We start from the raw sequence: 23,286 nt of genomic DNA, 5'->3' as shown, positions 1-23,286 counted from the left end.
TGGCAACCAAGGAACGATCGAACTGCGGGAGGCACAGATGATCGGCACCGAGACGGATGCGGCCCTGGCACGGGTCCTCGACGGTGGGCGCCGGCGCGCTGCCGCGATCGATGCCCACCACGCGCTGCTCTGGGAGGCGCTCTGCGGCGCCACCGAGGGCGGCAAACGGTTCCGACCGGCACTGGTGGTCGCCACCCACGACGCGCTGGGCGGCGGCGCGTCCGACGCAGCGGCCGAGGTGGGTGCGGCGGTCGAGCTGCTCCACACCGCGTTCGTGATCCACGACGACGTCATCGACGACGACCACGTGCGTCGCGGCCGGCCCAACGTCAGCGGGACGTTCCGCGCCCTCGCCGGCATCGACGGGGCCGACCCCGAAGTGGCCGCCGGCTACGGGCTCACCGCCGCGATCCTGGCCGGCGACCTGGCCCTCGCGGCCGCGGTCCGCACCGTCGCGCTGAGCGGTGCCCCGGCGCCGGTCGTCGAGCGGTTGCTCGACCTCTTCGACACGGCGCTGCACCGGACGGCCTCCGGCGAGCTCGCCGACGTCCGCCACTCGCTCGACCTCGCCCCCGCCACCCTCGTCCAGAGCCTGGAGATGGAGGCGCAGAAGACCAGCGCCTACTCCTTCGCCCTCCCCCTGCAGGCGGGTGCGGTGCTGGCCGGTGCCGACGAGGAGACGACCAGCCGGCTCGGTGAGGCCGGCCGGGCGATGGGGATCGCCTTCCAGCTCGCCGACGACCTCATCGGCGTCTTCGGCGACCCGGCCCGCTCCGGCAAGAGTGCCACCTGCGACCTGCGCACCCGCAAGCAGACGCCGCTCCTGGTCCACGCCCGGACGACGTCGGCGTGGGCGCAGATCAGCGGCTACGTCGGCCGCGAGCTCAGCGACGCCGAGCTCGACGAGGCCCGGGCGCTCCTCGTGGCCTCCGGCTCGCGACGCTTCGTGGAGGACCTCGCCGAGCAGCACCTCGGCCAGGCGCGCACCGTGCTCGACGGCCTGGGCGTCCCGGCCGACCTGATCGACGACGTGGCCGTCCGACCAGCCGTGCTGGCCGACGGGAGCGAGGTCGCGGCATGACGCTCTTCGTGGGCCGCAGCGCCCCCCGCAGCCTCTACGACTCCGTGTCCGAGGCGAGCTCGGCCGTGGTCATCCGGGAGTACTCCAGCTCGTTCGGCCTGGCCTCGCGCCTGCTGGGCGAGCCCGTGCGCACCCAGGTCCGCAACATCTACGCGCTCGTGCGCGTCGCCGACGAGATCGTCGACAACCCCGACCCGACCCTCGACCGGTCCGCGCGCGCCACCATGCTCGACTGGCTCGAGGGCGACGTCGCGCACGCGATGCGCACCGGCTACAGCGGCAACCTGGTGGTGCACGCCTTCGCGCGCACCGCCATCGCCGTCGGGATCGAGCCCGAGATCGTCTCGCCGTTCTTCACCTCGATGCGCACCGACCTCGACACCCGCTCCCACACCCAGGAGAGCTTCGAGCGCTACGTCTACGGCTCGGCCGAGGTCGTCGGGCTGATGTGCCTGCGCGCCTTCCTGGCCGCGCCCGACGCGCCGCCCGACCGGGACGCGCACCACGAGCGGCTCGCCCCGGGCGCACGCAGCCTGGGAGCGGCCTTCCAGAAGCTCAACTTCGTGCGCGACCTGTCCGACGACCACCACCTGCTGCGCCGCGACTACTTCCCCGGACTGGACGTCGAACGCTTCTGCGAGGCCGACCGCGACCGCATCCTCGACGACGTCGACGAGGACCTGCGGGCGGCCGCGGCAGTCGTGCCCTACCTGCCCCCGAGCAGCCGCCGCGCGGTCCGGGCGGCCCACGCGACCTTCGCCGAGCTGGCCCAGCGGCTGCGCGCCGCGTCGGCGGAGGAGATCCGCCACACCCGCGTCCGCGTGCCGACGCCGGTCAAGCTGCGCCTCGCCGCGAGCTCGCTGCGCGGAGGACGCTCGTGACGCTGCGCCTGCCCGAACGCCTCAGCCGGTTCACCCCGACGCCCCGCCGCGCCGGTGACGGGTCGCCGCGGCGCGTGGTCGTCGTCGGTGGCGGCATCGCCGGCCTGGCCACCGCGGCGCTCCTCGCCTCGCGTGGCCACTCGGTCGACCTGCTGGAGAAGAACGACGACCTCGGCGGTCGCGTCGGCAGCGTCGAGCGCGACGGCTACCGCTTCGACACCGGCGCCTCGTGGTACCTCATGCCCGAGGTCTTCGAGCACTTCTTCTCCCTGCTCGGCACCACCGCCGAGGCCGAGCTCGACCTGACCGTGCTCGACCCGAGCTACCGCGTCTTCTTCGAGGGCCACGCCGAGCCGGTCGACCTGCGACCCGACCGCGCCCACAACCGGGCGCTGTTCGAGCGCCTCGAGCCGGGGGCGGGCGACCGCTTCGACGCCTACCTCCGCTCCGCGGAGGACACCTACGACATGGCCCTGCGCCGCTTCCTCTACACGAGCTTCGACTCACCGACGGCCTTCGTGCACCCCGACGTCGTACGCCGCACGCCTGCGCTCGGCCGACTGCTCACGCGGTCGCTGGAAAGCCACGTCGCCGGCTCGTTCACCGACAACCGGTTGCGCCAGGTGCTCGGCTACCCCGCCGTCTTCCTGGGCTCCTCCCCCAGCCGCACGCCGAGCATGTACCACCTGATGAGCCGGCTCGACCTCGGCGACCGCGTGCTCTACCCCCAGGGCGGGTTCAGCCAGCTGATCCGCGTCATCGCCGACCTCGCCGAGAAGCACGGCGCGCGCCTGCACACCGGCGCGGCCGTCACCCGGATCCTCACCTCCGACACGACAGGTGGACGACCCGTCGTCACCGGAGTCGAGCACGAGACGGCGGACGGCCCGCGCACCGTCGACGCCGACGTCGTCGTCGGGGCGGCCGACCTGCACCACCTCGAGACGGCACTGCTGCCCACCGGGCTCCAGACACACCCCGAGCCGGCATGGCGCGACCGCTCCCCCGGCCCCGGTGCGGTGCTCGCGATGCTGGGCGTCGAGGGCCGGCTTCCGCAGCTGCCGCACCACTCACTGTTCTTCACCCGCGACTGGGGGCAGAACTTCGGGGACATCTTCGGCAAGGATGCACGGGTGCCCGACCCCGCCTCGATCTACGTCTGCAAGCCCTCCGAGACCGACCCCACCGTCGCCCCGGAGGGCTGCGAGAACCTGTTCGTGCTCGTCCCCGTGCCCGCCGACACGACCATCGGCGGCGGCGGCGACGACGGCGCCGGGTCCGAGACCGTCGAGCGCACGGCCGACGCGGCCATCGACCAGATCGCGTCGTGGGCGGGCGTGCCCGACCTGCGCGAGCGGATCCGGGTGCGCCACACGGTCGGCCCGGAGGACTTCGCCACCCGCTACCACTCGTGGCGTGGCGGGGCCCTCGGACTGGAGCACACCCTGCGCCAGAGCGCCTTCCTGCGCCCGGGCAACGCGTCCGCCAAGGTCGACGGCCTGCTCTATGCCGGCGCGAGCACCGTGCCCGGCGTCGGCCTGCCGATGTGCCTGATCAGCGCCGAGCTCGTGCTGAAGCGCCTCAGCGGCGACCGCTCCAGCCTGCCGGTGCAGGCATGAGCGCCCCATGAGCCTTCCCCACTGGGCCTACGTCGCCATGCTGGCGTTCTGCCTCGCCGGGACGCTGCCGCTGGTGCCCGCCTTCCGGCTGCAGGTGCTCAAGCAGCCCGGACGCCTGCTCCTCACCATCGGCCTCGCCGGGACGCCGTTCCTGCTGTGGGACCTCTGGGCGACGCACGTCGGGCACTGGTGGTTCGACGCGGACCAGACGCTGCCGTGGCGCATCGCGAGCCTGCCGCTCGAGGAGATCGGCTTCTTCGTGGTGATCCCGGTCGTGTCGGTGCTGACGCTCGAGGGCGTCCGCGCGGCCCGGCGCGGCGTACGACCCGGGGCTCCGCGGTCCCGCGAGGACGCGAGGTGAGCCGCACGTGACCTACACCGCCATCGCCCTCCTGTGCGTGCCGGTCGCCGTCGTGCTGGACCGCTGGGTCCTCCGCACACGACTGACCTCGACCCGCGACTGGTGGTCCGCCTACGCGATCATCGTGTTCTTCCAGCTCCTCACCAACGGCTGGCTGACGGGCCGCGGCATCGTGCGCTACTCCGATGACGCCATCATCGGCAGTGGGCAGGTCACGATCCTCGGCGACGGCCGCCTGTTCTACGCACCGGTCGAGGACCTGATGTTCGGCTTCGGGCTCGTGCTGTGGAGCTGCACCGTGTGGACGTGGCTGGGTCGCCGGCGCGACCGGTCCGACGACCGGTCCAGCGAGCAGGCGCTCGGATGAGCGTCGCGACGCGCCTGCAGGCGATGCAGCCGACCGACGTCGGCGTGCCGGGACCGACGTCGTGGGACATGGCCCGGGCCTTCCGCTCGATCCGCGCCGACCCCCTGACGTTCCTCGGCGAGGTGTCGGAGCACTACGGCGACACCGTCTCCTTCCCGGTGCCCGGGGCGCCGGCGCTGCTGCTCAACGACCCGGCCGACGTCAAGCACGTGCTCCAGACCTCGGCGCGCAGCTGGGGCAAGGACACCGTCCAGTACGCCGCCCTGGCGCGCGTCACCGGTCCCGGCCTGCTCGCGTCTGCCGAGCCGAGCTGGATCGAGCACCGACGGCTCGCCGCCCCTGCCTTCCACCACCAGCGGCTGGAGGCGGTGGGCGACGAGGTAGCGGCGACCGCCCGCACCGCCATCGGTGCGCGTCTGGGCGGACCGCACGCCGACGCGGTGGCGGACGGAGCGGTCGTCGACGTCGCCGCCCTGACCCACACCATCGGACTCGACGCGGTCGGCCGCGCGCTCTTCAGCACCGACCTGTCCGACCACGCCCACGACCTGCTGGCGGCCACGAGCGAGGCCGCCGAACTGGTGGTGCGGCTCGGCCGCTCGATCCTCCCCCGCGCCGAGTGGACCCCGACCCGGACCAACCTCCGGCTGCGCGCCGCGCGCCGCCGCCTCGACGCCGGCGCCGCCGCGATCATCGCCGAGCGGCGGGCCCGCAACTCCCGCGCCGGCGGGACGCCCCACCACGGCGACGACCTCCTCGGGCTGCTGCTCGACAGCGGCCTGGACGACGGCGAGATCCGCGACGAGCTCGTCACCATGGTGATCGCCGGCCACGAGACCGTGGCGGCCGCGCTCGCCTGGACCCTCATGCTGCTCGCGGAGCACCCGGAGGCGCAGGAGCGCGTGCGCTCCGAGCTCGACGCCCATCCCGGTCCGGTCCCGCTCGTGGGGCACCGCGAGCGCCTGCCGTGGACGCGCGCGGTCGTCGACGAGGCGCTGCGCCTCTACCCCCCGGCCTGGGCCATCTCTCGCCGCTCGCACCGCGACGACGAGGTCGGCGGACGGCAGGTCCCGGCCGGCACGCTCGCCATCATCAGCCCCTGGCTGGTCCACCGGCGGCCCGACCTCTGGCCCGAGCCCGAGGCCTTCCGTCCCGAGCGCTTCCTCGACGGCACCGCCCGCACCGGCTACCTGCCGTTCGGGCAGGGGCCGCGGTTGTGCATCGGGCGGGAGTTCGCGCTCGGCGAGATGGTCGTCGTCCTCGCGGAGCTGCTGCGTGAGCACCGCATCGACGTGCCCGGCGGTCCGGGCGGCTGGACGCGCCCGATCGCGGAGGCCCAGGTCGCCGTCCACCCCCGCGGCGGCATGCCGCTCGTCGTACGACGGACGGGCACGCCGTGACGGCTGCCCTCGTCGTCGACCTCGCGCTCGCGCTGCTGCTCGTCGGAGCGGCGGTGTGGGCGCAGCGGCTGCTGGCCGACCTCCGCACCCTCCCGCCGGCCGACTCCCCGACTGGCGGCACGGTCCCGGTGTCGGTGTCGGTATCGGTGGTGGTCCCGGCGCGTGACGAGGAGCGGACCCTGCCGGCGCTCCTGAGGTCGGTGGCCGAGCAGCTCCCGGAGGTCCACGAGGTCGTCGTGGTGGACGACGCGTCGCGCGACGCGACCTCCGCCGTGGCACGCGCGGGCGGCGCCCGCGTCGTGCCGGCCGGCACCCCACCCCCCGGGTGGACCGGCAAGGCCTGGGCCTGCCACACCGGCGCCGCGGCGACGACGGGCGACCTGCTGCTCTTCCTCGACGCCGACACCGTCCTCCGACCGGGTGCGCTCGCGGGTCTGCTCGCCGCGCACACCCGGCACGGCGGGCTCGTGTCCGTGCAGCCGCACCACGACGTCGTACGCCCGTATGAGCAGCTGTCGGCCTACTTCAACGTGGTCGCGCTGATGGCGAGCGGGGCCTTCACCGGTCGCGGCCGGGTCCACCCGAGCCGGGCGCCGATGGCGTTCGGGCCGTGCCTGCTGACCTCGCGCGAGGACTACGGGCGCGCGGGCGGGCACGAGGCGGTCCGCGCCGACATCCTCGACGACGCCGCGCTCGCCGCCGCCTACCACCGGGCGGGACTGCCGGTCTGGTGCGCGGTCGGGGGCGACGCGGTGCGGATGCGCAGCTATCCGGGCGGCCCCGGCCAGCTCGTGGCCGGGTGGACCAAGAACATCGCCTCGGGTGCGGCCGACGCTGCGCCGTCGGCGACCGCCGCCACGGTGGCGTGGATCAGCGCCCACCACGCCGTCGCCGTCGGGGCCGTCCTCTCCCTCCTCGTCGCGCTGTCCGGACGCGGCGGGTCGCTGGTGGCCGGCAGCCCCCTGCTGTGGGCGGTGGCGTACGTCGCCCTGGCCCTGCAGCTGCGCTGGGTGCTGCGTCGCGCCGGCTCGTTCCGGTGGTGGGCGTGGACACTGTTCCCCGTGCCCCTGTTGGCCTTCGACCTCGTCTTCGCCCGTTCGCTCGCCCTCACCGTCGTGCGCCGCTCGGTGCCGTGGCGCGGCCGCGACGTCTCCCTCGCCGGCGGCCGTTCCGGGGAGGAGGTGGCCTGATGCTCCGACTCGTCATGCCGCAGACCGTCACGATCGTGGTCGACGTCGTCGCGTGGGGCGTCTTCCACGCCGCCACGGGCTACGCCGCCCACCGGCTGGGCGACGAGCGGCTGTCGCGCGACGGCTGGGGGCTGCGGGAGCGGACCTTCGAGGACCGCGGCCGCTGGTACCGCCGACGGCTGCGCATCCACCGCTGGAAGGACCGGCTGCCCGAGGCGGGCGCCGTCTTCGAGGGCGGCGTCAGCAAGCGAGAGCTGCCCGCGCGCGACGCCGAGGGCCTCGAGCTCTTCGTTCTCGAGACCCGCCGAGCCGAGCTGGGGCACTGGTGGGCGCTGTGGTGCAGCCCGCTCTTCGTCCTCTGGAACCCGCCCCTGGCCGCGGTCCTGCTCGGCGCCTACGGCGTCCTGGTGAACCTGCCGTTCATCGCCATCCAGCGCTACAACCGCTTCCGGACCCAGGCGCTGCTCGAGCGCGTCTCACGCCGATGGAGCACGACATGACCAGCCCCGCGACCTCACGGTCCCGCGACGACGCCGCGCAGGCGGCGCGGGAGGGCGAGGCCGCGACCGCCGAGGACTCCCGCCACGGCCCGATCGCCCAGCTGCTGATCGCGTGGTCGCCGCTCAGCGCGATCCTGGTGGCCTACTGGCTGGCGCAGTGGATCACCGCCCCGCTCGGGATCGGCGACGGCGCCGACACCAACCGGCTCGGCGCGAGCCTGCACGTGCTCGGCCCCGCCCGCGCCGACGAGACGCTGTTCGGGGCGGTGCCCAGCGTCTGGCTGCAGGCCCGCCTCGTCGACGGCTCCCCCCACTGGTACGACGTCGTGGCGGCGCTCGTCTACGTCACCCACTTCGTCACCATCCCGCTCATCACCGCGGTCGTGTGGTTCCGGCTGCGCGACCGGTTCGGGCAGTGGCTGACCGCCGTGCTCGCGATGTCGCTGGTCGGCATCGCCGGCTACCTCGCCTACCCGGCGGCGCCACCTTGGCTCGCGGCCCAGCGCGATGACATCGGCACGCTCGACCGCATCTCCCACCTCGGCTGGGAGGGCCTCGGGCTCGACGCGGTCGGCCGGCTGGTGCAGGTGGGCCAGTCGGGCAGCAACCCGGTGGCCGCGATGCCCTCGCTGCACGCCGGAGCCGCGCTCCTGGCAGCGCTGTTCCTGTGGCCGTCGGTCTCGCGGGTCTCGCGCGTCCTGCTGGCGGCGTACGCCCTGGCAATGGCGCTGACCCTCGTCTACACCGGCGAGCACTACGTGGTCGACGTCCTCGCGGGCTGGCTCGTCGCGATCGTCGGTGTCGGGATCTCGCTCGTGGTCGCACGACTCGTCCGGGGGCCAGAGGCATCGGGAGGACAGACATGAGCACCAGGCCCGTGACCGGCGGCGTGGGCACCGGCGGCTCGGCCGCCCCCTCGGGTGTGAGGGTGCTCGTCGGTGCCGCGCACGCGGGGCCCGCCCTGGCGGTCACCGTCCTGGCCGGGCTGCTGTGCGTCGCGCAGGGTCTGGACCCCACGACGACGACCGTGCTGGTCGCGGCCGTCCTCGCCGGCCAGCTCTCGATCGGGTGGAGCAACGACCTCGTCGACCGCTCCCGCGACCGCGCGGCGGGGCGGGGTGACAAGCCGCTCGCCACAGGAGACGGCTCGGTCGCCCTCGTCCGGGCCGCGTGCGGGGTGGCCGTCGTGGCCTGCCTGGTCCTGTCGTTCGCGCTGGGACCCACTGCCGGGCTCGTGCACGTGGTCTGCGTCGCCTCCGCGTGGGCCTACAACCTCGGGCTCAAGGCCACGGTGTGGTCGTGGGTGCCCTACGCCGTGTCGTTCGGGGGGCTCACCGCGGTGGTCACCCTCGCCGACGGCGAGGCACCGCCCTGGTGGTGGCCGGTGGGTGCCGCGCTCCTCGGGGTGGGCGCCCACCTCCTCAACGTGCTGCCCGACCTCGCGGACGACGCCGCCACGGGCGTGCGCGGGCTCCCCCACCGGCTCGGCCCGCGGCGCATCGCCCCCGTCGCCGCCGTCGTCCTCGTCACGGCCTCCGCCGTGGCCCTCCTCGGGGCCGCGCCGCCGCTCGCCGCCACCGTCGCGGTGGCGGTCGTCGTGCTGGCCCTGGCCGTCGTGGTCGTCTCGGGCACCGGACGGCTCCCCTTCGTCGCAGCGGTCGGCATCGCCTTGGTCGACGCCCTGCTCCTGGTGGTGGCGCGATGAGCCGCGGGACCGCCACCGAGCACTGGGACCTCGTCGTCGTCGGCGCCGGCCCCGCCGGCTCCGCGACCGCGCTGGGGGCCCTGGCCGAGGACCCCGGCCTGCGGGTCCTGCTCCTCGACCGCAGCGAGTTCCCGCGCGACAAGTCGTGCGGCGACGGCATCGCCCCCCACGTGCTCGACGCCCTCGCGCCGGTCGGCGCGGCCGACGTGGTCGACGGCTGGGCGCCGCTGCGCGACCTCGAGCTGGCCCACGGCGACGTGTCCGTCTCGGGCCCGATGCGTCGCGAGGTGCACGTCGTGCCGCGCCGGGTGCTCGACGCCCGGCTCGTCGAGCGGGCGGTGTCCGCCGGGGCCGTCCTGCGCACGCACCGCGCCACCTCGCTGACGCGCACCGGCACGCCCGTGGTGTCGGGAGAGGTGTCCGCCGACGTCGTCGTGGGCGCCGACGGTGCGCACTCGTTCGTCCGGACGGCGCTGCTGGGCAAGCGTCGCGAGCCGCGCGCCATCGCGATCCGCGGCTACGCGCCGACCACGCCCGAGATGGCCGGACGGCAGGTCATCCGCTACGGCGACCGCCGCCAGCCGTCCTACGCCTGGGCCTTCGACCGCGGCGACGGGCTGGCCAACGTCGGCTACGGCGAGCTGCTGCCCGGTGAGCGTCACGGCGGGGCGCCGAGCCGTCGACTGCTCCTCGAGCAGCTCGAGCTCCTCGTGCCCGGCGCCGCCAGCACCGGCGACGACTGGCGCGGCCACCACCTGCCGCTGAGCAGCTGGCGGTGGGACCAGCCCGACGGCCCGGTCCTGCTCGTCGGCGACGCCGCCGGGCTGGTCAACCCGATGACCGGCGAGGGGATCTACTACGCGGTCGCCACCGGCATCGCGGCCGGTCGCACCGCGGCGAGGGCGGTGCGTGCCGGCCGGCCCGCGGGGGCCGGCGCCGAGCACCGCCGCGTCGTACGCGCCCTGCTGGGCTCCCACCTGCGGCACACCTGGGCGGCGTCGCGGCTGGCGCAGTCGCCCCGCATCGTCGACGCCGGGATCCACGCCGCCGGCCGTGACCGCCACGCCTTCGACGCGCTCGTCGAGCTCGGCCTCGGCGACGGCCGTATCGACGCCCGGCTGGCGGGCGGGCTGCTGCGCAGCCTGGCCCGACCAGGCCGACCAGGCCGACCAGGCCGACCAGACCGACCAGACCGACCAGACCGGCCCGCACCTGACCTGCCAACGACTCCCACACCCCGAGGTGGCTGACATGAGGATCCTCTCCGTACGAGGCGCACTGCCGCCCCACTCGCACCCGCAGGCCGAGATCACCGAGGCTTTCGGACAGTTCATCTCCGAGCGCAGCCTCGACCGGTCGCTGCTGCGCCGCTTCCACGCCAACGCCGGGGTCGAGCGACGGCACACGGTCCTCCCCCTCGACGAGTACGCCGGGCTCGGCGACTTCGGGCACGCCAACGACCTCTTCATCGAGCACGCCGTCGAGCTGGGCTCCCGCGCACTCGTCGACGCGCTCAAGGCCGCCGACCTCACCCCGTCCGACGTCGACCTCGTGGTCACCGCGACGGTGACCGGGCTCGCGGTGCCCTCGCTCGACGCCCGCATCGCCGCCCAGGTCGGGCTGCGGGAGGACGTGCGCCGGATGCCGCTGGTCGGGCTCGGCTGCGTGGCCGGGGCCGCCGGCATCGCCCGCGTCCACGACTACCTCCTGGGCCACCCCGACCACACGGCGGTGCTGATCGCCGTGGAACTGTGCTCGCTGACCGTGCAGCGCGACGACGCCTCGGTGCCCAACCTCGTGGCGAGCGGCCTCTTCGGTGACGGGGCGGCGGCCGTCGTCGCGGTCGGGGCGTCCGGCCGGTCCGGTCGGCCGGGACCGGTCGAGGTCCTCGACTCGCGCAGCCGGCTCTACCCCGACAGCGAGCGCACCATGGGCTTCGACGTCACGGGCAACGGCCTGCGCATCGTGCTCGACGCGGAGGTGCCCACCCTCGTGGGCCGCTTCGTGCGCGGCGACGTCGACGCCTTCCTCGCCGACCACGGGCTCACCCGCGCCGACATCGGCTGGTGGGTCTGCCACCCCGGCGGCCCCAAGGTGATCGAGGCGCTCGAGGAGGCGCTCGAGGTGCCCCGTGACGCCGTCCGGCTGACCTGGGAGTCGCTGGCCCGGGTGGGAAACCTGTCGTCGGTGTCCGTGCTCCAGGTCCTGGAGGACACCCTGCGCGAACGCCCACCCGCCCCCGGCAGTCACGGCGTCCTGATGGCGATGGGACCGGGCTTCTGCTCCGAGCTCGTCCTGCTGAGGGCCGTGTCGTGACCGGGCTCGTCGCGTTCACCGTCCTGGTGGCGCTCGTCGGACTGGAGCGGGTCGCCGAGCTCGTCGTGTCGACCCGCAACGCCCGGTGGAGCCGCGAGCGCGGCGGCGTCGAGCACGGCCTCGGGCACTTCCCGTTCATGGTCGTGCTGCACACCGCGCTGCTGGTCGGCGCGCTGGCGGAGGCGTGGATCCGGCAGCCGCAGGTGCCGTCCCTGCTGGCGTGGTCGATGCTCGCGCTCGTCATCGCGTCCCAGGCCCTGCGCTGGTGGTGCATCGCCACCCTCGGGCCGCGCTGGAACACCCGCGTGATCGTCGTGCCGGGGATGGCGCCGGTGACGTCGGGGCCCTACCGGTTCCTCCGCCACCCCAACTACGTCGCCGTCGTGGTGGAGGGGATCGCGCTGCCGATGGTGCACGCCGCCTGGATCACCGCGCTCGTCTTCACCGTCCTCAACGCCGCGTTGCTCGTCGTACGCATCCGGGTGGAGGACGCGGCGCTCGCCACCCTGCCGCGTGCCGACGCGCCCACCGAGCCCCGGACGGAGGCCGCCGGTGCATGACCTCGTGGTGGCCGGCGGCGGTCCGGTCGGCCTCGCCGCGGCGCTGCACGCCCACCGCGCCGGGCTCTCCGTCGTCGTGCGCGAGCCCCGCACCGGCCCGATCGACAAGGCGTGCGGTGAGGGTCTGATGCCCGGTGCCGTCGCCGAGCTGGATGCCCTCGACGTCCACCCGCACGGTCGCGAGCTGACCGGGATCCGCTACCTCGACGGCTCGACCGACGGTCCCGGGGCGACGGCGAGGTTCGCCCGCGGGCCCGGACGCGGCGTGCGCCGCACCGTGCTCCACGACGCGCTGGCCGAGCGGGTCTCCGCCGCCGGCATCGCCATCGACCCCCGCCCCGTGGCCCGTGTCGACGATGCCGGCGACCACTTGCTCGTGGACGGAGAGCCGGCCCGGCACCTCGTCGCCGCCGACGGCCTGCACTCGCCGGTGCGCCGCCTCGTCGGGCTCGACGTGCCCGTCGCCGGCAGGCGCCGCTTCGGGCTGCGCTGCCACGTGCAGCAGGCGCCGTGGTCGTCGTACGTCGAGGTGCACTGGTCGCCGCGCGCTGAGGCCTACGTGACCCCGGTCGACGACGACCTCGTCGGGGTGGCCGTCCTCGGCGCGGCCGGGTCGCGCTTCGAGGAGCTGATCGACGACTTCCCGCTGCTCCAGCAGCGGCTCACCGGTCCGCGCACGCGGGTGATGGGCGCGGGACCGTTGCGCCAGCGCGCACGCTCGCGGTCGGCGGGGCGGGTCCTCCTCGTCGGCGACGCCGCGGGCTACGTCGACGCCCTCACCGGCGAGGGCCTCGCCCTCGGCCTGGCCCAGGCGCGCGTCGCCGTCGCGTGCATCGCCGACGGTCGCACCGAGCGCTACGACCGGCTGGCCGGCCGGCTGGGGCTGCGCCACGAGCTCCTCACGCACGCCCTCCTGCGGGCCACCGCCCACTCCGCCGTCCGCCGGCACCTCGTCCCGGCAGCGTCGCGGCTGCCGTGGCTCTTCGACACCGCCGTCAACCAGCTCGCCCGACCCGTGGGGAGGCCCGCATGACCACGCCCGACACGAAGACCGACGCCACCAGCACGACCGACACCGTCACGCCCGAGCTGGTGGTGCTGCTCGACGAGGACGGGCAGGCCGTCGGCACCGCCGACAAGGCCGGCGTCCACCACGCCGACACCCCGCTGCACCTGGCCTTCTCGTGCTACCTCTTCGACGACGCGGGCAACGTGCTGGTGACCCAGCGGGCGCTGCACAAGCGCACGTTCCCCGGCGTGTGGACCAACAGCTGCTGTGGCCACCCGGCGCCCGGCGAGCCGCTCGACGACGCCGTACGCCGCCGCGTCGAGCAGGAGCTCGGCACCACCGTCACCGACCTGCGGCTGGTGCTGCCCCGCTTCCGCTACCGCGCCGAGCAGGACGGCGTCGTGGAGAACGAGATGTGCCCGGTGTTCGTCGGGTCCGCCTCCGGGACGGTCTCAACCGACCCCGACGAGGTCGCCGACGCCCGGTGGGAGCCGTGGGCGGCGTTCCGCGCCGCCGTCCTCGACGGCAGCCGCACGGTGTCGGTGTGGTGCCGCGAGCAGGTCGCCCAGCTGCCCGCCGACCCGTTGTCGGCGGCGGCCGCGGACGTCGAGGACCTCCCGCCCGCCGCGCAGGTCGTCCGCAGGCGGCCCTGAGGTTCCTCGTTCGGCGGCGCCGCGCCCGCGCGTGTGACACCCTGAGCGGTGCCTCGATGACCGTGGGCCGCCGACCTGGCATGAGCTGGCATGAGAAGGACCTGTGACCGACGACGACGCCCCGCCGCCGACCTCTCGGTCCGTCCTCGACGCGGAGAGCGACCGCCTCGCGTGGCGCCTCGCCGTCGACGCCGCCGGCGTCGGTGCCTTCGTCTGGGACCTGGTGACGGGCGACCTCCGCTTCGACGAGCGGCTCCACGAGCTCTTCGGCCTCGACGAGGAGAGCTTCGGCGGGACCATCGAGGCCTTCAGCCGCTCCGTGCACCCCGACGACATCGGACGCGTCTCCGACGCCCTCCAGAGCGCCATCGCCACCTGCGGTGACTACGCCGCGGAGTACCGCGTGGTGCTGCCCGACGGGACCCTGCGCTGGATCGAGGCGCGCGGCCACGCCTTCGCCGACCGGCCCGACGGTCCGCCCGTCCGCCTGGTCGGGGCGGCGTACGACACCACCCAGGTGCGCGAGGGCGAGGCCCGCATGGGTCGCGTGCTCGAGTCGATGTCGTCGGCGTTCTTCCAGCTCGACCGCGAGTGGCGCTTCGCCTACGTGAACTCCGAGGCCGAGCGGCTGCTCGGCGCGACGCGGGTCCACCTGATCGGCGCCAGCATCTGGGACGCGTTCCCCGCCGCTGTGGGCAGCGCCTTCGAGGAGAACTACCGGGGTGCCGTCACGTCGGGCGAACCGGTGACCTTCGAGGCCTGGTACCCACCGCCGCTGAACGCCTGGTACGAGGTGCGCGCCTGGCCCTCCCCCGAGGGCCTGGCCGTCTACTTCGTCGACATCACCGCCCGCCGCGACGCCCAGGAGGCGCTGGACCGCTCCGCGCACCGCCTCGCACTGCTGGCGTCGGTGTCGGAGGCCCTCACCTCGACGCTCGATCCCACCGAGGGCGTCAGCCGGCTGGCCACCCAGCTGGTGCCCGAGCTCGCCGACTGGTGCCTGGTGACCCTCGTCGAGGACCCGAACGCCCCCGACTGGCGACGCGGGCTGCGCGACGTCGGCTGGTCGCACCGCGACCCCGCCATGGAGGACGTCCTGCGCGAGTACGCCGCCCGACGGCTGCGCGCGATGACCGACAGCTCCTACCTCGCCCAGGCGATCCGGGAGATGCAGCCGGTGCTGATGGAGTCCTCCGCGTCCGAGGCAGTGGCGGCGGTGCTGGAGCCCGGCACGGCGCGCGACCTGCTGCGCCGCCTGGCACCCTTCTCTGCGACGGTCGTCCCGCTGCGGGCCCGCGGCCGCACGGTCGGGGTGGTCAGCGCCTTCCGCGGCATCCACCGCACCCCGTTCACCGCCGACGACGTGTCCCTCCTCGAGGACATCGGCGCACGCGCTGCGCTCGCGCTCGACAACGCCCGCCTCTACGAGTCGCAGCGCGACGTCTCCGAGGCCCTGCAGCGCAGCATGCTCACCGCACCGCCGCAGCGCCGCGGCCTCCAGGTCGCGACCCGCTACACCCCCGCCGGCGAGGCGGCCCGCATCGGCGGTGACTGGTACGACGCCTTCCTGCAGGGCAACGCCGCGGGCCCGACACCGGACATCGTGGTCGTCGTCGGCGACGTCGTCGGGCACGACGTGGAGGCGGCGGCCGCCATGGGGCAGGTGCGCGGCCTGCTGCGCGGCATCGCCGTGCACAGCGGCGACGCGCCCGCCGCGATCCTGTCCGGCCTCGACACGGTCATGCAGTCGCTGCAGCTCGAGACCACCGCCACCGCGGTCGTGGCCCGCTTCGAGCAGGTGGGCCCGGCCAGCAACGGCTCGGCCCAGGTCCTGCTGCGCTGGTCACATGCCGGGCACCCGCCGGCTCTGCTCGTCGACCACGACGGGACCGTCACCCGGCTCGCCGACGCCGACGCCAACGACCTGCTGCTCGGCTTCGACCCCGCAGCCGCCCGCCATGAAGGCGTGGTCGCGCTCCAGGCCGGGGCGACCCTCGTGCTCTACACCGACGGGCTCGTCGAGCGCCGTGACCGCGACATCGAGGAAGGCATCGAGGCACTGGAGCGGCTGCTCGCCGAGATGGCTCCCGGGACGACCGACCTCGACCTCCTCTGCGACCGGCTGCTGGGTGCCATGGCGAGCGAGGAGCAGGAGGACGACGTCGCCCTGCTCGTCGTCCGGTGGACTCCCGACGCGGCCTGAGCCACGTTCCTCCCGGGCGGCGCGCCCCCGATCACCCACGTGGGGGGAGGCGGGTCGGGCGATGTATGCCGGAAGGTGCGCAGCATGAGCCAGCCCTGGGTCGCGGCTCCCCGACGAGAGGTCTGGGCGCACGGACTCTTCATGGTGGGCAGGGTCGTGCTGACGGTGTCGCTGCTCTGCGCGACGTACTTCCTGGTCCCGACGAGGCACCCGGGCAGCGGCTTCGGAGTGGGGTGGCTGGTCCTGCAGCTCTTGGTCTTCGCCGCGATCGTCGGCGCCCAGGTGCCGGCCATCATCCGGTCGAGGTACCCCGTGTTGCGGGCGATCGAGGCCCTGGCCTTGCTGGTCACCGTCTACCTGCTGATCTTCGCCCGGATCTACGTGGCGAACTCCCAGAACGACCCGGCGGGCTTCTCCAGCCCCCTCGGCCACGTCAACGCGCTGTACTTCACCGTGACCGTCTTCGCGACCGTCGGGTTCGGTGACATCGTGGCGCTGACCGAGAGCATGAAGCTGCTGGTGACCGCGCAGATGCTGCTCAACCTGGTGGTGCTCGGGCTGGGGATCAGGCTGCTCACCTCGGCGGCGCGGCGTGGCATCGCCCGTCGCGGGGGCCAGACGGACGTCGGGGAACCGGACCGGTCCGGTTTCTGAGGCGGCGCGTCCGGCCCGCTCCGTCCTGCCCATCGCCCACCGCGGGTGAGGGCAGTGCGTCGGGGCCGCCCGTACCGTCGGCCCGGAACGGTGTGGGCCCGGTCCGTGACGGGAAGGATCTCGATGAGCGACGTGGCCACAGGCAGGACCAGCAGGACGAAGGCGGCGGGCGGGGTCCTCGCGGCCACCTGCATCTCCACCCTGGTGGTGAACGCGAACACCTCGGCGGTGAGCATCCTGCTCCCGGCGATCTCCGAGGACACCGGCATGAGTCTCGACACGCTGCAGTGGGCCGTGACCGGATACTCGCTCGTCGGTGCTGCCGTGATCATCACGTCCGGCTCGCTGGGTGACGTGCTCGGGCGCAAGAAGGTCTTCCAGCTCGGCCTGGCGCTCTTCGTGATCTCGTGCGTGCTGATCGCGCTGGCCGAGTCCGGCGGCATGGTGATCGCCGGACGGCTGATCCAGGGTGCGGCCGGCGCCACGATCCTGGCCTGCGGCCTGAGCCTCCTGACGGTCGCGACGTCAGGAGACCAACGGCTGAAGTTCGTGTCGCTGTGGGGCGCCGCCGCCGCGGTCGGCGCAGCCGCCGGGCCGCTGCTCGGCGGCGTCCTCGTGGAGATCACCGGCTGGCAGGGTCTCTTCTGGATCGACGCGGGGGTGGCCGTCGGCTGCATGGCGCTGACCTACGCGACGGTCCAGGAGTCACGCGACGAGGCGCGGCCACGCTCCATCGACTACCTCGGCACCGTGCTGATCGCGCTCACGCTCGCACCGCTGATCTACGGCTTCACCAAGAGCGGCGACTGGGGGTGGATCTCCGCCGCGACGCTGGGTTGCTTCGCCGCCTCGGTCGTCGCCGGCTTCCTCTTCGTCAAGACCGAGCAGCGGGTCTCGGTGCCGCTGCTCGACCTCGCGCTGCTGCGCAACCGGATCCTGGTCGGCTCGACCCTGGCGATCCTCATCGGCGCCGGCACGATCAACGGGCTGATGTACCTGCTGAGCCTCTACTTCCAGAACCCCGCGGCGCTCGGCTTCAGTCCGCTCGAAGCGGGCGTGGCGACACTGCCGGCCACGGTCGGCCTGGTCGTGGTCGCCCCGCTCGTGCCGAGGCTGGCCAACCGGCTCGGCGGCCGCCAGGTGATCGGCGTCGGCTTCATCGCGATGGCCGCCGGGTTCGCGGTGATCGGGCTGGTCGACTCGGCATGGGCGTACACCGCGTTCCTGCTGCCGATCCTGGCGATCGCCGTCGGCATGGGCCTCAGCAACGGTCCCGCGTCGTCGGCCGCGACCGCGTCCGTCCCGCAGGAGCAGGTCGGCGGGGCCTCCGGGGTCTCGAACATGGCGCGGTACGTCGGCGCGGCGGTCGCGACCGCCTTGTGCGCCACGATCTACGCCAGCGTCCAGAGCAACCAGCTCGACGACGGCGCCAGCGCCGGCGACGCCCTGGCCTCGGGCCTGGCCGCCGCCTCGTGGTTGCTGGCCGCGATCAGCGCCCTCGGCATCCTCCTCGCCCTGGTCGCGATCCGTCGGCACAAGGCGGCCGAGGGCACCGCTGGGGACGCCGCCGCCTCGGCCGCGGCGCACCTGTACACGATCCCGACCACTGCCTCGGGCAGCGGGTCATGAGCGCGGTCCCCTTCACACGGGACGACTACGCCGCGCGGATGGCGAGGGTCGTGGCCGACGGCGAGGCCGCCGGCGTCGACGGCGTGCTGGTGACGCCCGGCCCGGACCTGGTGTGGCTGACCGGCTACCAGCCGACCGCGATCACCGAACGGTTGACGGTGCTCGTGCTCACCACCGACCGCGAGCCGACCCTGCTGGTGCCGACCCTGGAGCGGCCGGACACCGAGCGCGCCGCCGGCACCGCCGCCACCACCCTCGTCGACTGGCTCGACGGCGCCGACCCGTACGCCGCGGCGAGCGCGCTGCTGCGTCCCGACGGTCGCTACGCGATCTCCGACGGCGCGTGGGCCATGCACCTGCTGGCTCTCCAGACCGTGCTGCCGCACACGGCGTACGACTCGATGACGACGCGGCTGCCGATGCTGCGCGCGGTGAAGGACGCCAACGAGCTCGCCCGGCTCGAGGCGGCGGGCGCGGCCGCGGACGCGACGTACGAGCAGATCCTGGGCGTGCGGTTCTCGGGGCGGAAGGAGACCGACGTGGCCGCCGACCTCGCCGGGCTGCTGCGCGAGCACGGTCACGAGCAGGTCGACTTCACGGTCGTCGGGTCGGGACCCAACGGCGCCAACCCGCACCACGAGGCCGGCGACCGGACCATCGAGGTCGGCGACTGCGTGGTGCTCGACTTCGGTGGGCTCATGTTCGGCTACGGGTCGGACACCAGCCGCACCGTCTGCGTCGGCGAGCCGTCCGACGACATCCGCGAGGTGCACGAGGTGGTGCGACTCGCGCAGCAGGCCGGCGTCGACGCCGTACGCCCCGGCGTCGCGTGCCAGGAGGTCGACCGGGCGGCGCGCGCCGTGATCACGGACGCCGGCTACGGCGAGCAGTTCATCCACCGCACGGGCCACGGCATCGGCACCACGACGCACGAGCCGCCGTACATGATCGAGGGCGAGGAGCAACCGCTGGTCCCGGGCATGTGCTTCTCGGTGGAGCCCGGCGTCTACCTCGCCGGCCGGTTCGGCGTTCGCATCGAGGACATCGTCACCGTCACCGACACCGCCGGGCGGCGGCTCAACAACACGGACCACGCGCTGCAGCTCGTCGAGTGACGGGCCCTCCCGTCGCCGCACCGGCGCTCAGTGCAGGAACACCTTGCCCAGCACGGCGAGGACGCCCAGCGAGGCTGCCCCCGCCGACTCGAGCACGAGCCGCCAGCCCCGGATGTCTGCCCGGTGGGCGCCGAGGTAGCCGATCACGGCGAGGAACGCCACCGAGAACCACAGCGCCCAGTAGGCCGCAACGCTGGCGGACAGCCCCAGCAGGTCGAGCAGGAGGTAGACGACGACGGCGGGCACGGCACCGACGAGGATGAACACCTCCTTGGCCGCCGCGTGGGGGGTACGGCGGTAGAGGGGCCGGCGGTCACCCTCGAACAGCATCTCCTGCGTCTCGGTGTACACGTGGGCCAGCCAGTAGACGACCGAGACGGCACCGACGCTGAGTGCGACCCGCTGGACGTGCGAGACGTTCGCGCTCACCGCGGCCAGGGAAGAGGCCGTGATCACGGCCCCGTAGAGGATGGCGCCGGGGTCACGGCGTGCCAGCGTGTCCGCGGCCCTGCGGCGGTGACTGTCGCTCACGCGTCGATCCTCACTCACGCGTCGACCTCTCTCGCACGACTGGGTTGGGCGTCCGCAGGTGCCCGGCCAGACGCTACGGCCCGTGCCCCGGGCCAGACCTCACCTATCACGGGTGAGCCGCCCACGCCGCCCCGCGCGTGGAATGGACGGGCCGACCCGTTGACGAAAGGAACACCGCCATGTGTCGATGGCTCGCCTACTCGGGTTCGCCAGTGCTCCTCTCAGACCTGCTCTTCGCACCGGAGAACTCGCTCGTGGTGCAGAGCATGCACTCGCGGCTCGGGGTCGAGGCCGTGAACGGCGACGGCTTCGGGGTGGGCTGGTACGGCACCAAGGAGGAGCCGGGGATCTACCACAGCACCGAGCCCGCCTGGAGCGACCGCAACCTGCGCGAGATCTCGGGCCACGCGTCCGCGGGTCGGGTGTTCGCGCACATCCGGGCGACGACCGGCACGCCCGTCCAGCAGACCAACTGCCACCCCTTCCGGCACGGGCGCTGGCTCTGGATGCACAACGGGGCGATCTCGGACTTCGCCTCGGTCAAGCGCGACCTGACGCTGGAGGTGGAGCCGTCGCTGTTCCCCCACATCGAGGGCTCGACGGACTCGGAGCTCTTCTTCTTCCTCGCCCTCACCTTCGGGCTCGAGCAGGACCCGCCCGCCGCGGTGGCCCGGGCGGTCGGGTTCATCGAGGAGACGGGACGACGGCACGGCGTCGAGCACCCGATCCAGATGACGGTCGCCACCACCGACGGCGCGACCACCTGGGCCTTCCGCTACTCCAGCGAGGGCAGGTCCCGGTCGCTGTTCCACAACACCGACGTCAGCGCCCTCCGGCTCCAGCACCCCGACAACCTCACCCTCCAGCACGTGTCCGACGACGCGCGCCTCGTGGTGTCCGAGCCGCTGGGGAGCCTGAAGGGCGCGTGGCGGGAGGTGCCGGAGGCGACCTGCCTCGTCATCCAGGACGGACGGGAGCAGCTGCACCCGTTCACGCCGACCGCCGCCACGTCATCGGCGGGCTCCGCCACCGCGGCCGTGTGAGGCGACCACGATGACGGCCCTCACGGTCTGGCGCTACGACACCCCCTTCGGGGCCGAGGCCGCGGCAGTGCGCCTGAAGCGCCTCGAGGAGCTCAAGGTCCTCACCGTCCACGACGCCATCACGATCGCGTGGATGCCGCAGGCACGGGAGCCGGTGATCGGGCACCTGAAGCACCCGACGGCCGCGAGCGCCGGCAAGGGGTCGGTGCTGGGCGGCCTGGTGGGCATGCTCGTGCTGGCGCCGGTGGCCGGAGCCGCGCTGGGAGCCGGGGTCGCATCCGTGTCGGCGCGACTGCGCAAGTCCGGCATCGACGAGGAGTTCGTCCGGGAGCTCGGCGAGCAGCTGACCCCGGGCTCGTCGGCGCTCCTCGTGCTGTCGAGCGACGGGGACCTCGACGAGGTCCGACCCGCGATGGAGCGCGAGCTCGAGCGGGGGGACGTCGTGCTGCTGCACGCCGAGCTCTCCGCGGACGCCCCGGCGGCCATGGTCGAGGCGATGGACGAGCTCCGGCGCGACGGTGGCACGTCGGGGTCCTGACCCGGCGCACGAGCGTCACCCGTGCCGGGTGAGTCCGCCGCACCGATGTGGTGCGAGCCTGTGCCCGACAGCATCGGGACGAGGAGGAGCACCATGACGAGTGACACCACCCGGTCGCACCGCCAGGAGGCGGACGATGCACCATCCTCGCCCCTGTGGACCGGCATGCTGGGCTTCGCGTCCATCATGCTGCTGCTGCTGGGCGGCTTCCACGTCCTGGGCGGGTTCATCGCCCTCCTGGAGAACCGGGTGTACGACGTCGACGCCTCCGAGCTGCTCCTGTTCCGCAGCTATGCCGGGTGGGGCGTCGCCCACATGGCGATCGGCACCGCGGCGTTCCTCACCGGGATCGCCCTGTTCTACCGCCGGCCCTGGAGCCGGATCGCGACCATCGTGATCGCGTCCGTCAGCGCCGTGACGAACCTGGCGTTCCTCTCGGCTGCCCCCGTCTGGTACGGGCTCCAGATCCTCATCGACGTCCTCGTCATCTACGCCGTCACGGTCCACTTCGAGGACGAGCGCGACTAGCGCTCCGGGCCCTGCGACTGATCGTCCGGGCCAGGCGGCCGGGGACGGTCAGCGGGGGTCGAGGTTCCTGAAGTAGTGGTCGTGCTCGGCGCGCACGGAGTCGTCCGGGGTGTCGTCCTCGTAGTCCGGGGCGGCCGCGAGCTGGGCCCGGGTGAGGGCGACCCGGACGCTGCGACCGTCGTGGTGCACCGACGTCACCGCGCCGGCAGGCACGAGGCGCGGCCCGGCGATCGGAGGACCGGCGTCGACGACCAGGTAGGCCGCGGGCGACGAGCTGGAAGCACGGGCGACGACACCGAGGTGGCCGTCGGGGGCCTCGACCTCGTAGCCGACGAGGTCGCGGTCGAGGGTCCACGTGGACTCGCGGTAGTCCCAGACGGAGTCTCGGTAGTCCCACAACCCGCCAGTCATCGTGTCACCTCGCTCAGGAGCCGCGGGCCGGCCCCGCGTACATCTCCAACGTCCGGAGGCTCGCACCGTTACGCCCGGGGGTGCTGAGATCCGGCACCCACCGGGCTGCGGTTCACACGGCGGACGTGGCGTCAGCCGGCGAGGATGCGGGCCTTCTGCTGCTCGAACTCGGGCTCGCTCAACACGCCGGCAGCCTTCAGCTCACCGAGCTCCTTGAGCTGAGCGAGCTTGTCGTCCATGCCCGTCTGGGGAGGGGGCGGTGGCGGCGCGTACTGCTGCTGCGGCGGCGGCTCCTGGGCGTACTGCTGCTGCTCCTGGGACGCCCACCTGCCCGCCTGCCGGCGCGAGACCCGGTTGGACACGGCCGTAGCGGTACCGGCGATGGCGGCGGTGCGTGCGACACCGCGGATGAGACCTGGCATGACGTGTGTTCCTGTTCTCTCGAGGTCAGACCGAGGAGGCGGCGGCGTCGGCCGCGTCGACAGCGGCCAGCATGGCCTGGACGGGGATGCGGCCGCTGGCGACCAGCTGCCCGCCGCCCTGGCGAACCGCCCGGGCGAAGGGCGCGGCCCAGACGTTCTCGTAGACGAGGATGCCCGCAGAGCTGCCCGCTTCGAGCGCGGTGCCCGCCTCGTCCAGGTCGTCCTCGTCGAGCAGTCCCGACGAGGCCCCTTCGAAGACCGTCAGGTCCAGCTCGCCGTCGCCGTCGACGTCGCTGATGTCGATCGCGTGGATGGACCCGTCCGGGTCCTTGGTGACAAAGGCAAGGTCCAGGATGCGGATGAGGCCGCGCTCGACGAGGTCGAGCAGGATCGGGAAGCCCTCCCCCGTCATCCTGCTGCCCGGGAACTCGACCACGATGTAGTCGATCGGACCCATCAGATCGAGGTCGTCGCCGGTCTCCTGGTCGAGGTCGTTGGACATGCTCTCCTCCTGCGGCTCGTGGGGACGCGACCCGGTGTGGTCACCCGGCCAGTCGTCCTCTCGGAGCC

Annotated in this window: 26 protein-coding genes; 22 read left to right on the top strand and 4 right to left on the bottom strand. The window is 73.8% G+C overall.

What is annotated here, in order from left to right:
- Nucleotides 1-37: 37 nt before the first annotated feature.
- From AC1DP1_RS16695 to AC1DP1_RS16605, 19 genes are all read left to right on the top strand, one after another.
- Nucleotides 38-1,081 carry a polyprenyl synthetase family protein gene (locus AC1DP1_RS16695; RefSeq protein WP_477507769.1) on the top strand — a complete coding sequence of 348 codons (1,044 nt, stop codon included), beginning with the start codon at nucleotides 38-40 and terminating at the stop codon, nucleotides 1,079-1,081.
- Nucleotides 1,078-1,962 carry a phytoene/squalene synthase family protein gene (locus tag AC1DP1_RS16690; protein WP_477507768.1) on the top strand — a complete coding sequence of 295 codons (885 nt, stop codon included), beginning with the start codon at nucleotides 1,078-1,080 and terminating at the stop codon, nucleotides 1,960-1,962. The genes AC1DP1_RS16695 and AC1DP1_RS16690 overlap by 4 nt, the downstream gene beginning before the upstream one ends.
- Entirely contained in the window at nucleotides 1,959-3,581 is a 1,623-nt protein-coding gene (crtI, locus tag AC1DP1_RS16685) for a phytoene desaturase family protein (RefSeq protein WP_477507767.1), read from the top strand. Before AC1DP1_RS16690 ends, crtI begins: the two co-directional genes overlap by 4 nt.
- Before the next feature lie 7 nt (nucleotides 3,582-3,588).
- Complete coding sequence (locus tag AC1DP1_RS16680; protein WP_477507766.1) at nucleotides 3,589-3,942, top strand: lycopene cyclase domain-containing protein; 354 nt, start codon at nucleotides 3,589-3,591, stop codon at nucleotides 3,940-3,942.
- 7 nt (nucleotides 3,943-3,949) lie between these two features.
- Nucleotides 3,950-4,309 (top strand): lycopene cyclase domain-containing protein, encoded by a 360-nt coding sequence (locus AC1DP1_RS16675; RefSeq protein WP_477507765.1) that lies wholly within the window; start codon nucleotides 3,950-3,952, stop codon nucleotides 4,307-4,309.
- Complete coding sequence (locus AC1DP1_RS16670; RefSeq protein WP_477507764.1) at nucleotides 4,306-5,709, top strand: cytochrome P450; 1,404 nt, start codon at nucleotides 4,306-4,308, stop codon at nucleotides 5,707-5,709. Before AC1DP1_RS16675 ends, AC1DP1_RS16670 begins: the two co-directional genes overlap by 4 nt.
- Nucleotides 5,706-6,899, top strand: coding sequence for a glycosyltransferase family 2 protein (locus tag AC1DP1_RS16665; RefSeq protein WP_477507763.1), 1,194 nt, complete (start codon nucleotides 5,706-5,708; stop codon nucleotides 6,897-6,899). The genes AC1DP1_RS16670 and AC1DP1_RS16665 overlap by 4 nt, the downstream gene beginning before the upstream one ends.
- Nucleotides 6,899-7,399, top strand: coding sequence for a glycosyl-4,4'-diaponeurosporenoate acyltransferase CrtO family protein (locus AC1DP1_RS16660; protein ID WP_477507762.1), 501 nt, complete (start codon nucleotides 6,899-6,901; stop codon nucleotides 7,397-7,399). Before AC1DP1_RS16665 ends, AC1DP1_RS16660 begins: the two co-directional genes overlap by 1 nt.
- Nucleotides 7,396-8,265 carry a phosphatase PAP2 family protein gene (locus AC1DP1_RS16655; RefSeq protein ID WP_477507761.1) on the top strand — a complete coding sequence of 290 codons (870 nt, stop codon included), beginning with the start codon at nucleotides 7,396-7,398 and terminating at the stop codon, nucleotides 8,263-8,265. The genes AC1DP1_RS16660 and AC1DP1_RS16655 overlap by 4 nt, the downstream gene beginning before the upstream one ends.
- Nucleotides 8,262-9,104 (top strand): UbiA family prenyltransferase, encoded by an 843-nt coding sequence (locus tag AC1DP1_RS16650; protein WP_477507760.1) that lies wholly within the window; start codon nucleotides 8,262-8,264, stop codon nucleotides 9,102-9,104. Before AC1DP1_RS16655 ends, AC1DP1_RS16650 begins: the two co-directional genes overlap by 4 nt.
- Complete coding sequence (locus tag AC1DP1_RS16645; protein ID WP_477507759.1) at nucleotides 9,101-10,354, top strand: NAD(P)/FAD-dependent oxidoreductase; 1,254 nt, start codon at nucleotides 9,101-9,103, stop codon at nucleotides 10,352-10,354. The genes AC1DP1_RS16650 and AC1DP1_RS16645 overlap by 4 nt, the downstream gene beginning before the upstream one ends.
- 1 nt (nucleotide 10,355) lies before the next feature.
- Complete coding sequence (locus AC1DP1_RS16640) at nucleotides 10,356-11,420, top strand: type III polyketide synthase (RefSeq protein WP_477507758.1); 1,065 nt, start codon at nucleotides 10,356-10,358, stop codon at nucleotides 11,418-11,420.
- Nucleotides 11,417-11,980, top strand: a complete 564-nt coding sequence (locus tag AC1DP1_RS16635) for an isoprenylcysteine carboxyl methyltransferase family protein (protein WP_457185610.1) — start codon at nucleotides 11,417-11,419, stop codon at nucleotides 11,978-11,980. Before AC1DP1_RS16640 ends, AC1DP1_RS16635 begins: the two co-directional genes overlap by 4 nt.
- Nucleotides 11,973-13,013 carry an NAD(P)/FAD-dependent oxidoreductase gene (locus AC1DP1_RS16630; RefSeq protein WP_477507757.1) on the top strand — a complete coding sequence of 347 codons (1,041 nt, stop codon included), beginning with the start codon at nucleotides 11,973-11,975 and terminating at the stop codon, nucleotides 13,011-13,013. Before AC1DP1_RS16635 ends, AC1DP1_RS16630 begins: the two co-directional genes overlap by 8 nt.
- Nucleotides 13,010-13,642 carry an isopentenyl-diphosphate Delta-isomerase gene (idi, locus tag AC1DP1_RS16625; protein ID WP_477507756.1) on the top strand — a complete coding sequence of 211 codons (633 nt, stop codon included), beginning with the start codon at nucleotides 13,010-13,012 and terminating at the stop codon, nucleotides 13,640-13,642. Before AC1DP1_RS16630 ends, idi begins: the two co-directional genes overlap by 4 nt.
- A 103-nt stretch (nucleotides 13,643-13,745) precedes the next feature.
- On the top strand, nucleotides 13,746-15,845 hold the full coding sequence (locus AC1DP1_RS16620; protein ID WP_477507755.1) for a SpoIIE family protein phosphatase: 2,100 nt from the start codon (nucleotides 13,746-13,748) through the stop codon (nucleotides 15,843-15,845).
- A gap of 84 nt (nucleotides 15,846-15,929) precedes the next feature.
- The gene (locus AC1DP1_RS16615) at nucleotides 15,930-16,499 is read left to right on the top strand and encodes an ion channel (RefSeq protein ID WP_477507754.1); all 570 of its coding nucleotides are present in this window, start codon (nucleotides 15,930-15,932) and stop codon (nucleotides 16,497-16,499) included.
- 123 nt (nucleotides 16,500-16,622) lie between these two features.
- Nucleotides 16,623-18,128: an MFS transporter gene (locus AC1DP1_RS16610; protein ID WP_457185601.1), complete on the top strand. Its 1,506-nt coding sequence runs from the start codon at nucleotides 16,623-16,625 to the stop codon at nucleotides 18,126-18,128.
- The gene (locus AC1DP1_RS16605) at nucleotides 18,125-19,243 is read left to right on the top strand and encodes an aminopeptidase P family protein (RefSeq protein ID WP_477507753.1); all 1,119 of its coding nucleotides are present in this window, start codon (nucleotides 18,125-18,127) and stop codon (nucleotides 19,241-19,243) included. The genes AC1DP1_RS16610 and AC1DP1_RS16605 overlap by 4 nt, the downstream gene beginning before the upstream one ends.
- 27 nt (nucleotides 19,244-19,270) lie before the next feature.
- Here the strand turns inward: AC1DP1_RS16605 and AC1DP1_RS16600 are convergent, their stop codons facing one another.
- On the bottom strand, nucleotides 19,271-19,774 hold the full coding sequence (locus AC1DP1_RS16600; RefSeq protein WP_477507752.1) for a hypothetical protein: 504 nt from the start codon (nucleotides 19,772-19,774) through the stop codon (nucleotides 19,271-19,273).
- A gap of 212 nt (nucleotides 19,775-19,986) precedes the next feature.
- Between AC1DP1_RS16600 and AC1DP1_RS16595 the strand changes: the two genes are divergently transcribed.
- The 3 genes from AC1DP1_RS16595 to AC1DP1_RS16585 all read left to right on the top strand — a co-directional run bounded on the left by AC1DP1_RS16595 (nucleotide 19,987) and on the right by AC1DP1_RS16585 (nucleotide 21,883).
- On the top strand, nucleotides 19,987-20,817 hold the full coding sequence (locus AC1DP1_RS16595; protein WP_477507751.1) for a class II glutamine amidotransferase: 831 nt from the start codon (nucleotides 19,987-19,989) through the stop codon (nucleotides 20,815-20,817).
- A 10-nt stretch (nucleotides 20,818-20,827) separates the two neighbouring features.
- Entirely contained in the window at nucleotides 20,828-21,355 is a 528-nt protein-coding gene (locus AC1DP1_RS16590; protein WP_457185593.1) for a DUF1269 domain-containing protein, read from the top strand.
- Between the two features lie 93 nt (nucleotides 21,356-21,448).
- Nucleotides 21,449-21,883, top strand: coding sequence for a DUF7144 family membrane protein (locus AC1DP1_RS16585; protein ID WP_477507750.1), 435 nt, complete (start codon nucleotides 21,449-21,451; stop codon nucleotides 21,881-21,883).
- Nucleotides 21,884-21,931: 48 nt separating this feature from the next.
- On the opposite strand, the gene AC1DP1_RS16580 is transcribed toward AC1DP1_RS16585, so the two are convergent.
- The 3 genes from AC1DP1_RS16580 to AC1DP1_RS16570 form a co-directional block, all read right to left on the bottom strand.
- Nucleotides 21,932-22,294: a hypothetical protein gene (locus AC1DP1_RS16580; RefSeq protein ID WP_477507749.1), complete on the bottom strand. Its 363-nt coding sequence runs from the start codon at nucleotides 22,292-22,294 to the stop codon at nucleotides 21,932-21,934.
- A 131-nt stretch (nucleotides 22,295-22,425) separates the two neighbouring features.
- Nucleotides 22,426-22,716: an SHOCT domain-containing protein gene (locus AC1DP1_RS16575; RefSeq protein ID WP_477507748.1), complete on the bottom strand. Its 291-nt coding sequence runs from the start codon at nucleotides 22,714-22,716 to the stop codon at nucleotides 22,426-22,428.
- Between the two features lie 25 nt (nucleotides 22,717-22,741).
- A complete protein-coding gene (locus AC1DP1_RS16570) occupies nucleotides 22,742-23,218 on the bottom strand; it encodes a DUF6325 family protein (protein WP_477507747.1) in 477 nt (158 codons plus the stop codon).
- Between the last annotated feature and the right edge of the window lie 68 nt (nucleotides 23,219-23,286).

The sequence above is a fragment of the Nocardioides sp. P4_G10 genome, from assembly GCF_056401175.1.
This window is presented reverse-complemented; position numbering and strand designations above follow the sequence as displayed.